At 34.3% G+C, this 13,975-nt stretch carries 13 protein-coding genes and 1 pseudogene; 12 read left to right on the top strand and 2 right to left on the bottom strand.

Annotated elements, in window-relative coordinates:
• Positions 1 to 91, top strand: a pseudogene (locus tag LE180_RS03670) (LemA family protein); the annotation flags it as partial.
• A 136-nt stretch (positions 92 to 227) separates the two neighbouring features.
• Here the strand turns inward: LE180_RS03670 and LE180_RS03665 are convergent.
• The gene (locus tag LE180_RS03665) at positions 228 to 2,234 is read right to left on the bottom strand and encodes an LTA synthase family protein (protein ID WP_374134121.1); all 2,007 of its coding nucleotides are present in this window, start codon (positions 2,232 to 2,234) and stop codon (positions 228 to 230) included.
• A 207-nt stretch (positions 2,235 to 2,441) separates the two neighbouring features.
• On the opposite strand from LE180_RS03665, the gene LE180_RS03660 reads away from it, so the two are divergent.
• The 11 genes from LE180_RS03660 to LE180_RS03610 all read left to right on the top strand — a co-directional run bounded on the left by LE180_RS03660 (position 2,442) and on the right by LE180_RS03610 (position 12,935).
• Positions 2,442 to 3,323 carry a phosphoribosylaminoimidazolesuccinocarboxamide synthase gene (locus LE180_RS03660; protein ID WP_374134120.1) on the top strand — a complete coding sequence of 294 codons (882 nt, stop codon included), beginning with the start codon at positions 2,442 to 2,444 and terminating at the stop codon, positions 3,321 to 3,323.
• Positions 3,323 to 3,793 carry a phosphoribosylformylglycinamidine synthase subunit PurS gene (locus LE180_RS03655; protein ID WP_374134119.1) on the top strand — a complete coding sequence of 157 codons (471 nt, stop codon included), beginning with the start codon at positions 3,323 to 3,325 and terminating at the stop codon, positions 3,791 to 3,793. Before LE180_RS03660 ends, LE180_RS03655 begins: the two co-directional genes overlap by 1 nt.
• Entirely contained in the window at positions 3,790 to 6,201 is a 2,412-nt protein-coding gene (gene purL, locus LE180_RS03650; RefSeq protein WP_374134118.1) for a phosphoribosylformylglycinamidine synthase subunit PurL, read from the top strand. The genes LE180_RS03655 and purL overlap by 4 nt, the downstream gene beginning before the upstream one ends.
• Before the next feature lie 42 nt (positions 6,202 to 6,243).
• Positions 6,244 to 7,029, top strand: a complete 786-nt coding sequence (purQ, locus tag LE180_RS03645; RefSeq protein WP_374134117.1) for a phosphoribosylformylglycinamidine synthase I — start codon at positions 6,244 to 6,246, stop codon at positions 7,027 to 7,029.
• Positions 7,030 to 7,414: 385 nt separating this feature from the next.
• The gene (locus tag LE180_RS03640; protein ID WP_374134116.1) at positions 7,415 to 7,666 is read left to right on the top strand and encodes a hypothetical protein; all 252 of its coding nucleotides are present in this window, start codon (positions 7,415 to 7,417) and stop codon (positions 7,664 to 7,666) included.
• Positions 7,627 to 8,031: a DpnII family type II restriction endonuclease gene (locus LE180_RS03635; RefSeq protein ID WP_374134115.1), complete on the top strand. Its 405-nt coding sequence runs from the start codon at positions 7,627 to 7,629 to the stop codon at positions 8,029 to 8,031. The genes LE180_RS03640 and LE180_RS03635 overlap by 40 nt, the downstream gene beginning before the upstream one ends.
• The gene (locus LE180_RS03630; protein WP_374134114.1) at positions 8,028 to 9,053 is read left to right on the top strand and encodes a site-specific DNA-methyltransferase; all 1,026 of its coding nucleotides are present in this window, start codon (positions 8,028 to 8,030) and stop codon (positions 9,051 to 9,053) included. The genes LE180_RS03635 and LE180_RS03630 overlap by 4 nt, the downstream gene beginning before the upstream one ends.
• A gap of 43 nt (positions 9,054 to 9,096) precedes the next feature.
• Entirely contained in the window at positions 9,097 to 9,693 is a 597-nt protein-coding gene (purN, locus tag LE180_RS03625; RefSeq protein WP_374134113.1) for a phosphoribosylglycinamide formyltransferase, read from the top strand.
• A gap of 46 nt (positions 9,694 to 9,739) precedes the next feature.
• Entirely contained in the window at positions 9,740 to 11,038 is a 1,299-nt protein-coding gene (gene purB / locus LE180_RS03620; RefSeq protein WP_374134112.1) for an adenylosuccinate lyase, read from the top strand.
• Positions 11,039 to 11,148: 110 nt separating this feature from the next.
• Positions 11,149 to 12,594, top strand: a complete 1,446-nt coding sequence (locus LE180_RS03615) for a CCA tRNA nucleotidyltransferase (RefSeq protein WP_374134111.1) — start codon at positions 11,149 to 11,151, stop codon at positions 12,592 to 12,594.
• 68 nt (positions 12,595 to 12,662) lie between these two features.
• Complete coding sequence (locus LE180_RS03610) at positions 12,663 to 12,935, top strand: hypothetical protein (protein WP_374134110.1); 273 nt, start codon at positions 12,663 to 12,665, stop codon at positions 12,933 to 12,935.
• A 722-nt stretch (positions 12,936 to 13,657) separates the two neighbouring features.
• Here the strand turns inward: LE180_RS03610 and LE180_RS03605 are convergent.
• Positions 13,658 to 13,975: hypothetical protein (locus LE180_RS03605; RefSeq protein WP_374134109.1), on the bottom strand; the 318-nt coding region annotated here is incomplete at its 5' end.

Below are 13,975 nucleotides of genomic sequence, written 5' to 3'. Positions count from 1 at the left end.
GATGAAACGTCGTTATGACTTGATACCTAACCTTGTAGAAACAATTAAGGGTTATGCTGCTCATGAGAAAAAAAGACTTTGGAAGCTGTTATAAAAGCTATATGATTGTAGTTATTGCCTAGGATGCCTCGTCCGGCAGCAATATATTCTTCATTAGAGTGAAACATCGTATAAAGTTGTGGCGATGTCCATGTGGCATGCCGCAATATCCAGATTAATCCGTTTTTTCAATTTCTAATGAAGAATATATTGATATCGGACACGGCAAGCGTTTTTTTATAGTACTCTAGCATTTCTCTATGCTCTTGCGTTTCTTCAGTTTTTGAAAGCATTTTGGTTGTTGAATCAAAGTCAAAATATATAACATTGCCCGTTTCTATATTATATGAAATAGCTTTGTTACTTGACAATATAAAACCTTCGCTGTTAAATGCTATATGATTGTAGTTATTGCTTAGGATGCTTCGTCCGGCAGCAATATATTCTTCATTAGAAAGTGAAAGATCGTATAAAGTTGTGGCGATGTCCATGTGGCATGCCGCAATATCCAGATTAATCCGTTTTTTCAATTTCTTGGGTATGTATATGTACATTGGCACGGCATATCTTTTGAATAATTCTTCAGATGCAGTCGCTTTAAATTCTCTTAAATTGTGGTCGCCTGTTATTACAACAATTGTATTCTCTGCAAGTTCAGAATTTTTTATTGCGCTTAAAAATTTTGCAGCTTCTCTGTTTGCAAATTGATAACTTTCAAAAATTTTCTGTCCGTATTTTTTTTCATTTGGCATCATTTGTAAGACTTCTTTTGGAATTTCAAGTTTTAAAGATTTATAGTACGGTGGTGTTTTGTAAGGTGGATGTGTCGCTGTCGACATGGCATAAATAAATTTTGGCGTTTCATTATTGTTTTTAAGTTCTCTTAAGACAATTTCAAAAAACTGCGCATCGTTTATGCCCCACTCATGGCGATATTCATTTTTTATTGATCCTTCTCCATAAATTTCATCGAATCCTTGAGCTTTTAAGAATCCTTCAATTCCACGCCACGCGAGGCTGCCACCATATACTGCTTTTGTAAGATAGCTCGAACGTTTATAAGGCAAAACCAAAGAACTTGAAAAATGTTGAAATGCTTTTTGAGTTTGCGTAATTTGAATCGAAAAAGGTCTTTGCGGCATGTTTAGTATAGTTGATTCTAAACAATGTATTGTTGTTACACCTGCGGCTAAAAAATTATAAAGAACCGCGTCACTGTCAAAATGTTGCTTTAATTCTCCCAGCACGTCAAAATTTTTGCTATTATACAGGAGGGGTAGTTCGCCGAAACCTTCTAAAACAATAAATACAACATTGGGTTTTATTTTTTTAGCTGCATCATTTTTCATTGATAATTTATTGAACAATGTAAGATCAATCTCATATTTATTAATTTTGAGCTTTTCGACGATGTCAATTTTGTCCTTTTTCTGTTCCATCTTTGCGTCTATTGCGTCCATTAGAGAATGAACGCTTGTTATAGAAATATTGTTTATAAATTGGTTTGGAGATATCTGTGTATGAAACTTTCCTAGAGGAAACATAGATGTTGTTCCTCGAGCGAAACAAAATATTAAAAATGGGATAAAGAGAACTATAAATATTTTGATGAAAACGTTGCAAAAAGAAGCGTTGATTAAACAATGTCTGTTTGTCAAACTTTTTATAATCAACGAGACAATTTTATATATCGCAAAGCTTACGCATGTGAGAATAAGCAACGCCATGGGGAAACGCCAGTCATACATTATTGTTTTTACTAAAGCAAAGGTATCGTCTGAAAAAAAGTCAAATAACAAAACGTTAATATGTTCGCCAAAGTAAACATAAAAACCAAAATCTATTGTATTTAATAATGCTATTGCTGTAAATGCAATCCAGTAATAAATTTTTATAAAAAATACGGCGACGCTAAATAATTTTAGATTTTTTATTAATAAAAAAATAGTGAAAATAAATATAACTAAAACGTTAACCAAAGCGATGACAGACAGGTCGAATCTCATACCGAGAAAAAATGCTTGAAAAATATAACCGTAAAGATCTTTAAACGATGGTATATTTTGGAAATAAAAGAAAAAGAATATCCTATAAATTGCCATCGCCGTCAGCGCTACAATATTTAAAGGCATTATTTTAATGACACAATCAAAGTATTTTTCAAAATCAAATTTTTTTATCATCATAGATATCATTTTCACTTACAGCAAAAATATTTTATGCTCATTTTCATTTGACTTTGTTAAGGTTGAACACTACGATAGTCATTTTACTAAAGTATTTTAAGACAATACAATTACCAAGTGGATATGCGAGGCATTGCCTAAGTCATTTGGTTATATAACGCATAAAAAATGATATAATTAAGGCACGGAAGTTTTGAAATGAAAGGAGACATCATAATGAATAATCAAGAGAATGGCATAAATCTTCCTTTGGCGCATAAAGGCAAAGTTAGAAGTGTCTATGATTTAGGACAAAATTATTTGATTGTTGCTTCGGATAGAATTTCTGCTTTCGATTGTGTGCTTCCCACGCTGATACCAAATAAAGGGAAAGTGTTGCATAAACTTTCAATGTTTTGGTTTGATTTTGTTCAGGGAATAGTCCCCAATCACATTATTACTGGCGACTTTGATTCTTTTCCTGCAGGACTTAAGCGATATGAATATTTACGCGATAGGTCAATGATAGTAAAAAAAGCAGAACGAGTTGATATAGAGTGTATAACAAGAGGTTATCTTGCTGGTTCAGGATGGAAAGAGTATCAAAAGTTTCAGACAGTTTGTGATATAAAAATACCTGCGGGACTTAAAGAGTCTTCAAAACTGCCTGGACCTATTTTTACGCCTTCAAGCAAAGAAGAAGGCGGAAAACACGATGAAAATATTTCTTTTGAAGAAACAGTAAAAAGAGTTGGCAAAGAGACCGCTGAAAGTTTGCAAAAAATTTCCATCGAACTGTATAGAAAAGTAAGCGAATATGCTCTCTCAAAGGATATAATTCTTGCGGATACAAAACTTGAATTTGGTTTTTATAATGATCGATTGATATTGATTGATGAAATCTTTACGCCAGATTCTTCCAGATTTTGGGAAGTTGAGAAATATGAAGAAGGTAAGCCTCAGGATAGTTTAGATAAGCAGTATGTAAGAGACTATCTGGAGAATATTATAAAATGGGACAAATCATCTCCGTCTCCGGAATTACCAAAAGATATTGTTGAAAAAACGATGGAGAAATATATTAGCGCCTACGAGAAGTTGACAGGGAGAAAGTTCTAATGTTTGAGATAGAGATTTTTACAAAAAAAGGATTTAAGAATTCGCATGGAGAACGCGTATTGTCTGATATTCTCGGCATAGGGATTAAGTGCGTAACAAAAGTTGAGTACTCTCCTTTGTACGTAATCGATGGCGATATAAATTCTGCCGAGATCAAGACAATAGCTTTGGAGCTTCTAAGTGATAAAATAACTGAAAACTATGTTGCAAAACGTCATTGTGAATGTGATTCAAAATCTGTTATTGACTCCGACGTTTCTGTCATAAAGGTTTGGTACAAAAAAGGCGTTACCGATACGGTTTCAGAAAGCGTAGTAAAAGCTGTAAAAGATTTGGGGATTGCAAAAGAAGTTAAAGTTAAAACGGGGCATAAATACTATATGAACGGTAAAGCTACACAAGTAGTTTTAGATAAAATAGCAACTAAATTGTTAGCCAATACATTGGTTCAAGAGTATAAAACAATATGAAATGTACAACTAATTGTAAAATCATTGAAATCTTAAGTTTGTCTGATAAGCAACTGATTGAGTTAAGCAGTAAGAATGTTCTTTCATTGTCGCTTGCAGAAATGCGGGCGATGCAGGATTACTTCAAAAAACTTCAAAGAAATCCTACGGATGTTGAAATAGAAACTATAGCTCAAACATGGAGCGAACACTGTAAACACAAGACATTAACTGGGATAATAGAATATACGGAAGAATCAGGCAATAAAAAAACGAAAAGAATATACAATAATCTTTTAAAGGAAACTATTTTTAAAGCAACTGTTGAACTAAATAAAAAATGGTGTTTGTCTGTCTTTAAAGATAATGCCGGCGTTATCGAGTTTGATTCTAAAAACGGCGTAGCCTTTAAAGTAGAAACGCATAACCATCCATCTGCTCTTGAACCGTATGGCGGTTCAGCAACAGGTATAGGTGGTGTCATAAGAGATATCTTGGGCGTAGGTCTCGGCGCAAAGCCGTTAGCCAACACAGATGTATTTTGTTTAGGCAATCCAAATACAAAAGCTTCAAAGATTCCAGAAGGAATGCACCATCCTAAAAGACTAGCAAAAGGCGTTGTTTCAGGCGTTAGAGATTATGGCAATAGGATGGGAATTCCAACTGTGAACGGAGGCGTTTGTTTTGACGACGGTTATATGGCAAATCCGCTTGTTTATTGTGGAACAATGGGAATAATACCTAAGAATAAAATAGAGAAAAAAGTTAATCCCGGTGATTTAATTTTGGTTGTCGGCGGAAGAACCGGCAGAGATGGAATACACGGAGCTACATTTTCTTCGATACAGCTTAATCAAGAATCTGATGTCAGCGCGGTTCAAATAGGCAATCCAATAATCGAGAAAAAAGTTTTAGATACAATGCTCAAAGCAAGGGATTTAAATCTATATAAAGGTGTTACAGATTGCGGTGCCGGTGGCTTGTCTAGCGCAATTGGCGAGCTTGGCGAGAAAACTGGGGCAATTGTTTATTTAGATAAAGTGCCTCTAAAATACAGTGGACTTGCTCCTTGGGAAATATGGATTTCAGAAGCTCAGGAGAGAATGGTTTTAGCAGTTCCTTCAAAAAGCAAAAAGAAAATAGTTGAAATATTTAAAAAAGAAAATGTCGAGGCTGTTTTTGTCGGCGAGTTTACAAAAGACGGCAAACTTACGATTATATATAACGATGATGTCGTAACGAGTATAGACATGTCTTTCCTTCATGATGGTATTCCAAAACCTACAAGGTCTGCGGCTTATAAAGTAAGAGAAGAGAGAGTTCAGAAATCTGTGAAAATGAGTTCTTCTGAAATCTCAAAATCTCTAAAAGCTTCTCTTGCAGATTTAAATGTTTGTTCTAAAGAATGGATTATAAGGCAGTACGATCATGAAGTGCAAGGGCAGACAATCATAAAACCGTTGCAGGGAAATGTCATAGAAGTGTCCGGTCCCGGCGATGCCGCTGTTATATTTCCTTATACCGTTATCAAAGGTACAAAAAAAGGCATTGTTTTATCTAACGGTATAAATCCGCACTACGGAAAAATAAACACGTATAAAATGGCGGCATCTGCGATAGAAGAATCTTTAAGGAATGCGGTTGCCGTTGGCGCTGATGTTGAAAAAATGTCGATCCTTGATAATTTTTGCTGGGGTAATCCTAACAAGCCTGAAATATTAGGCAGTTTGGTGCGCGCGGCGAATGCATGTTACGATATGTCAAAAGCTTTTGATATCCCATTTGTATCCGGCAAAGACAGTCTTCATAACGAATATTCTATTGGTGGTAAAAAATATTCAATACCTCCTGCTCTTTTGATATCGGCGATGGGTGTTATAGAAAATGCGGCAAATACGGTAACAATGCCTTTAAAAAATGAAGGCAATAAAATATATGTTCTAGGTATTACAAGAAATGAACTTGGCGGTTCGGTACTTGCTAGGATAAAAAATATTAAAGATGGAGTTGTTCCCAACGTGTATCCGAGAGAATCCAAAAATATAATGAAAAAAATCTATCAAGCAATAAATAAGAGTTTAATAGAGTCTTGCCATGATTGTTCTGACGGTGGGCTTGCAACTGCGATAAGTGAGATGGCATTTGCCGCAAATAAAGGCGTTAAAATAGATATAGACGCTATAAAAACAGAGGGTGTATTAACAGTATCTGAAAAACTTTTTTCAGAATCAAATGGCAGGTTTATCATCGAAGTAAAACCGGAAAACGAAGACATGATTTTAAAGATTTTTGAAGATACGGTATTAGCTGAAGTCGGTTATGTAAGCGACGATAAAAAAATAATGTTTATAAGTAAAGAAAATAAAATAAAAGTACAGGAGAAGTCCGAAGTTCTTTTAAACTCTTGGCGTAATACTATCAACTGGTAAGACTTTACACTATTTGGCAATAAATTTAAGTTAGGATAAAATATGAAAAAAGTAAAAGTATTGATTTTAAGAACTGCAGGAACAAACTGCGATTATGAAACACAAGCAGCTTTTGAGCTATGCGGAGCCAGTGCAGAGCGCGTTCATATTAATTCGCTTATTGAGAAAAAAGATAAAATCTTTAAATACGATATTTTAGCCTTTCCCGGAGGCTTTTCTTACGGCGACGATATAGCTTCAGGCAAAATATTGGCAAATGAAGTTAAAAACAAACTTGGCGATAAAATTAAAAAATTTGCATTAAGCGGGAACCCTGTTATTGGCATATGCAATGGTTTTCAGGTTTTAGTTAAAATGGGATTGTTGCCCGATCCTAAACTTTTTAAGCAAATTTCTACATTATCTTACAACGATTCAGATAAATTTGAATGTCGCTGGGTTTATTTGAAAACGGAGAAAAAAACTAAAAATGAGTCTAACTGTATTTGGACAAAAAATTTGCCTGATATAATTAGCTTGCCTATAGCTCACGGTGAAGGGAAATTTATTCCAGCCGATAAAAAACTTTTAGAAAGTTTAAATAAAAATAATCAAATTGTTTTTAGATATTCGGCAAAAGGTGGTGGCAAGCCAGATTATCCTTTAGCTCCAAATGGATCCATAGAGCATATCGCAGGGATATGCAATGTTAAAGGCAATGTTTTCGGGCTTATGCCTCACCCTGAAAGATATGTTTACGCTTTGCAGCATCCTGCAAAAGAAAGTTTTGACGGTGAATATGGCTGGGGCAAAGTTATCTTTCAAAACGCAGTTGATTTTGTAAAGTAACAAATAGTCAACTAATTTTATATTGCATGTACCAATATAAAGTTAGTTGACTGTACATAAAATGAAAGAATCTATTTTTATCTTGTGAGATATGTTCTTCTTTCTAGGTATAAAATAAAAAAGATTTTATTTATACAGTATCGGCAGGATGTAAAACTCAAAATAAATGTTGCATTGATATGTTTCTTGTCATCTTGAATAATATTCTCGTTATTTCGTTTCTTGTTTTATACTGTATATCATGATGCTTTTTTAAATATACCATAGTTTTTAAAAATTTGCGTTTTATTAATGACTTTCTCAGTAACTGTGATGATGCTTTATTTTAAGCGGTGATTTTATTTATTTTCCGAGAGTTATTCGCCACATGTTGGAAGAGCTTATTGTGGCGTTTGCTGATAAAGAGTTTGTTATTAAATATGCTTTTCAATATTATGGAATTACAAATAATTTTGACAACATAGTGCAACAAAGAATAACTTTCACAAACGCTTATGCGAATGGTTATATGAGTATATTTGAAATATCTGCATCTCTTTCTGGAATTCCCTTAATGCCTGGCGCTCTTACCAGAATGTATAGTCTTGAACTTATGAAATGGAAAATAATCCTGAATATTTTCTTGCCAATTTTTTAAAAGATTTAAATATTACTTTTGAAAAAGGCGATTTATCAGAATTGTTGAAAAATGAGTTTCAAGAAAAACGCACAATGGATTTTATAATTCCAAATAAAGAAAATCCAAAAATAATCATTGAAAGTTCTTTTCTTGTAACCACTTCTTCGGGACAAGGCGATAAATCAAAAACAGAATGTAACATCAAGAAATTGATTCATAGATATTACCCCATGGCAAAATTTATAGGTTTTGTTGATGGTATAGGCTGGTATGTAAGAAAGAGTGATTTAAAAAGGATGGTTGGCGCTTATGATGAAGTGTTTACATATCACAAGACAGAAATTGATCGTTTTAGTAAATATGTTGAAAAGAGGATTAAGTGATAAAAGCGTACATTGATACTATAACTGCTGGTAATTGTTTGGATTTATTAAAAAGGTTGCCTGATAATAGTGTCGCTATGGTGTTTGCAGATCCTCCTTTTAACCTGAAAAAGAAATATGGTAAGTATAATGATCATTTAAAAAATCAAGAATATCTTGACTGGTGTAAGATATGGATTTTAGAATTAGTGAGAATAACAAGACCTACAGGTTCAATATTTTTACATAATATTCCTAAGTGGTTAATTAGATATTCACATTTTTTAGATGATGTGGCTAGTTTTAAACATTGGATAGCATGGGATGCGCAAACAGCTCCAATGGGTAAAACATTACAACCTAATCACTACGGGATATTGTTTTACGCAAAAAATTCAGAAAAGTTAATTTTTAATGAACTTCGATATCCGCATAAAAGAACGAGACAAACGAATATGTTAGCAAAAGATTATGGCGGTAAAAAGTATTTATTACACCCTTATGGACCATTAATTTCTGATGTATGGACTGACATTCATAGAATAAAGCATAGTAAGTACAGAGATACTCATCCTTGTCAGTTGCCTATTCACTTGCTCGAGCGACTTATTTTGATGGCAACAAATGAAAATGATATTGTTTTAGATCCTTTCGTAGGAACGGGAACTACGGCTATTGCTGCAAAAAAATTGGGCAGACATTACATAGGATTTGATATTGATAACGATTATGTAGATATAACAAAAGATAAATTAAAGAATGTTGAATCTAATTCAAAAATTGGTAATTCTTGGGTAAGTTTTTATTTAGATGAGATAGTTACGTTAAGAGATAGAGATTGGAATGATATAAAGCAGTATTTTTATATTCCTACAAAAATACAATACATTGATAAATTTCCAATAATTTTGAAACATGGACCAAAAAATATTCCAAATTATTGCGCAAAAAAAAATGAAATGGACGATTTATTTCTTTTTGAAGAAAAAAAGAAATTTAAAACGATAAAAAAGTTTGTTAAAATAATAGAACAAAAAAAATAATGCGCATTGTTGATTTGCCAATATATAAAAAAGAGATACCGTTATGATGCGTCTTGCAGTTTTAGTATCCGGTGGTGGTTCTAATATGCAGTCCATAATTGATTCTACAAAAACAGGAATCTTAAAAGGGCTTGCGCAGGTTGTTTTAGTAATTTCAAACAATCCAAATGCTTATGCCTTAAAGCGCGCAAAGAATGAAAACATTAAATCTGTTTGTGTAGAAAGGAAAAATTTTAATGATGAAAAATCTTTTAACAATGTAATGTTAGAAGAATTAAAGAATGCTGATGTCGGTATTGTTTGTCTCGCAGGTTATATGAGAATGGTTGGACATGAAATAATAAAAACTTATCATGGAAGATTGTTAAATATACATCCGGCCCTATTGCCAAAGTTTGGCGGGAAAGGAATGTACGGGCATCGTGTCCATGAGGCTGTCGTAAAAGCCAAAGAATCAAAGTCTGGAGCGACTGTGCATTTTGTTGAAGAGGAATACGATACCGGAGAAGTCATTGTACAACAAGAAGTTGAAGTTTTGAAAGCAGATACTTCTCAGGACGTTGCAAAAAAAGTTTTGGCTGTAGAGCATCTGGTATATCCAAAAGCGATAAAAAAAGTGATAGAATTTCCATCTAAATAATTGATAAGCAATCTTTAAAATATAAATAAATGCAAGGAGTTAGAAAATGATACAGCGTTATACAAAGCCAGAAATGGCTGCAGTGTGGTCAGATGAAAATAGATTTGCAAAAATGCTCGAAGTGGAAATTTTTGCTGCTGAAGCGATGTCAAAACTCGGAACAGTTCCTAAAAAAGCTGTCGATACAATAAAGAAAAAAGCAAAAATTAATGTAGCAAGAATTAATGAAATTGAAGCTACTGTAAAACATGACGTTATAGCTTTTCTAAGCGCGGTTGTTGAAACTACAGGGTCTGATGGAAGATTTTTGCATTTAGGGATGACTTCCTCTGATGTTTTGGATACGGTCACCGGATCTCAGCTTAGACAATCGACAAAATTACTTATAGAAGAAACAAAGAAGTTGGCGGCTATAGCGGCTAAATTGGCAAAGAAATATAAAATGATTCCGATAATGGGTAGAACTCATGGCATTCATGCAGAACCGATGACATTTGGTTTGAAAGTTGCTTCGTGGTATTGTGAAATTGTGAGATCTTTAGACAGACTTAACTTCGCTCTTGAAACAGTAAGTTATGGAAAAATATCAGGCGCTGTTGGTACTATGGCGCATTTAGATCCAAAAGTGGAAAAATATGTATGCCAAAAAATGGGTTTGAAACCGGAACCTGTATCAACGCAGATTGTTCCACGCGATAGACATTCCGTTTATTTTTCAACACTTGCTCATGTAGGTGCGGGACTAGAGAGAATTGCTACAGAAATAAGGCATTTACAAAGAACCGAAGTTGCGGAAGCAGAAGAGCCTTTTACAAAAGGACAAAAGGGTTCGTCTGCGATGCCTCACAAAAGGAACCCAATAATTTCTGAAAATATATGCGGACTCGCAAGACTTCTAAGAGGGTACGCTATGACATCTATGGAAAATATTGCTCTTTGGCACGAGCGAGATATAAGTCATTCTTCTACGGAAAGAATTATGTTGCCAGATGCCTCTACAATTTTGCATTATATGCTTGTAAGAATGCAAGGATTGCTTACCGGGCTGAATGTTTATCCTAAAAATATGCAGATAAATCTTGATAAGACAAAAGATGTTATTTTCTCTGGTACATTGTTGCTTTCTCTTATAGACAAGGGCATATCTAGAGAAGAGGCTTACGCGATGGTGCAGACTGCGGCTTTTGCCGCAAGGGACAATAAAATATCTCTTGAAGAGGCGTGTTTGAGAAGCGATGATACTATAAAGAAATATTTAACAGCGGCAGAAATAAAAAGAGATTGCGACGTTAAATCGCAATTTAAAAATATAGATTACATATTTAAACGTACATTTAAAAGTTAAAATTTGGTCTGCATTGTTTTTAAGTTGTTGCTTTTGCTGTGTCGCCTAGATTGTCATTCTGAGCATAGCGAAGAAGAAAAAGAAATTAAAACTGTGATTTAATCGTACTTTTGCTTGACAAAAATACGCGGAGATACGGCGTTGTTTTTCTGTTTTATGATATAATATCGACAGATATGAAAAGAATATCCGTACCGAAAAGATATGAATCCATAGTTGATAAGATTTCTTTTACAGCAAAAGAAAATAATTTTGACGCGTATGTTGTCGGCGGATTTGTAAGAGATTTGTTTCTCGACAGAGAGCCTAAAGATTTGGATATAATGATTTGCCCGAGAGACAGTTCTGTGAACGATCGTTTGGCTGGAGTAAATTTTTCTAAAATTCTTGCGAACAAATACAAACTCCGTGAGCCTGTTATTTTTGAAAAGTTCGGAACGTCAAAGTTATTTATAGATAATGAAGAAGTAGAATTTGTAATGCCTAGAAAAGAGTATTATGATTTCAATTCAAGGAATCCAAATACTCAACTTGCCTCGTTAGAACAAGACGCTCTAAGACGGGATTTTACTGTAAATGCTTTATTTTTGAGACTTAGCGATATGAAGGTTCTCGATCTTACATCCGGTGGCTTAAACGATATCAAAAACAAAATCATTAGAGTGACAGATATTTCAAGTGCTGAAGTAATATTTAGGCAGGATCCTTTAAGAATATTGCGCGCTGTGCGGCAGAGCTTGCAGTTAGAGTTTAGTATTGACGCAGATACCTATAACGCCATGAAAAATTCAGTCGAGAGAATTAGTATTGTTTCGCCTGAACGCATAAGGGATGAGCTAAATAAAATTTTAGTTGAGCAAATACCATCGCAAGCATTTGTTATGATGTATGAAATCAATTTGTTACACGAAATTTTGCCTGAACTCGCGAGATTGAAGAACTTGGAACAGTCTGTGAAATATCATGTTGACGATGTATTTACACATACCCTAAAGGTTTTGGACAGAACAAGGAATGATATTGTCTTAAGAATGGCTGCTTTGCTTCACGATATAGGTAAGTTTTCGACATATAAAAAAAATAGTGATAAGATTTCTTTTTGTGATCACGATGTTGAAAGTGCAAAAGAATCTGAAAATGTTTTAAAACGATTGAAATATTCGAAAGAGTTTATACAAAAAACTGTTTCAATTATAAGAAATCATACGTATCCTAAGATGTATTCTAAGGATTGGTCCGATAGCGCAGTGCGTAGATTTGTTAAAAGATGCGGGACTGAATTTACTTTGATAATGGAAATTTCAAAAGTAGATTATTGGAAAGATGATGGTGCTCGAAATCTTGTCGAACTGAATAATAGAGTTGAAGATTTGAAATCAAAAAATATGTTATATCCTAAACCGGAACTGATTCCAGGTAATGAGTTGCTGGATATATTTGACAAGCCCGCGGGAAAATGGATGCAAGATGCAAAGCGTAAAATAGAAGAGATGCAAATTGAAAACCCTAATATTACAAAAGAAGCAATAATTGAAGCGTTAAAAAACAATATTTAAAATTGTTGTATTTTTTCGGTGCTAGTTTAAATTTTTACTAAAATAAAATTAAGTAAAAAGAGGTTCAAGTGCCAGATGAAAAAGAGTTAATAGAAACAATTCCACAAGTTAGGCATAAAGAGCGTGGAGAAGAGGTCGATGATATTGATGAAGAAGAAATTAAAAAGAGCGAAAACATCGAAGAAACTTGCGATGTTTCAGGGTTGCTTATAGGTGGCGCGACAGGTCTTATCGTAGGTCTTGTGATTTCGTTCAACGCTATTTTTGCTATGCAGATAGGAATGTTTTTATGGCTCATAGTGGCGAGAATCAAAAAGAAGAAGAAATGTGACAACGTATGAACTTGCTTTATATAGCCAAATCGCTTTAATTTGCACCAGCGGCGTCCTTGCGATGATGAAATGACGAAGCAATCCAGCATCGTTGTTGTCTAGATTGTCACAACTTCCTCTTTTGTTTCTATCTATCGGCATTGTAATGTCAGTATACTATTTCCTATTTTGTTTCTATGCGATACCAAATATCCAAATATCCAAGATAAAAACAAATTTAGGTGATGTCATCATATTATGTCTTCTTTTTAAGAGTAATGTCATCATACTATCGGCGTCCTTGCGATGATGAAATGACGAAGCAATCCAGCATCGTTGTTGTCTAAATTGTCACAATTTCCTCTTTTGTTTCTATCTATCGGTTTTGATAAATTTAGATTTTAGGGGAATGTGGAATATGTATCGCTTCACGTGAAATTTCCCTCTTTTATTTTAGCGCCACTTTTTTTGTTTTGCATTTATAAGAAAATCAATTATACCAAATCAAATGTGATTGTATCATCTCATCAAATACAACTGTTGTAATTATACCAAATCTTTTAACAAATCAAGCTATAACTATGTGTAATTGTATCAAATCATCAAATACAACTATTGTAATTATATCATCTCATCAAATACAACTGTTATGATTATACCAAATCAAAGCTTTTAACAAATCAAGCTACAACTATTGTTTTGTTGTTGTCATTGCCGTCGGTGTTGTTTTAAAGTCAAAAAATTAAAAATAGTTAAAGTAGTTCGTTATATTTTAACAGCTGGTTTATGCTTTTGCTCATGTCGCTGATTATCTTATCGAGTCCGAAGACTATTCCATTAGAGTATGCGCAACAGCTTCTCTCTCTCCCTCCCTCTCCCTCCCTCTCCCTCTCATCCCTCTCCACCGCCACATTCCACGCCGCCTTCGCCGCCGTGGAATGTGGCGGTGGAGAGGGATGAGAGGGAGAGGGAGGGAGAGGGAGGGAGAGAGAGAAGCTGTTGCTCATGTCGCTGATTATCTTATCGAGTAGATCGGAAAAGCGTAGAGTAGGGAAAGACTCTCTAAGAGA

It is taken from the genome of Candidatus Endomicrobiellum pyrsonymphae, assembly GCF_020328025.1.
Classification (GTDB): domain Bacteria; phylum Elusimicrobiota; class Endomicrobiia; order Endomicrobiales; family Endomicrobiaceae; genus Endomicrobiellum; species Endomicrobiellum pyrsonymphae.
Note: the sequence above shows the minus strand (reverse complement) of the source record. Positions and strands in the feature narration are given on the sequence as shown.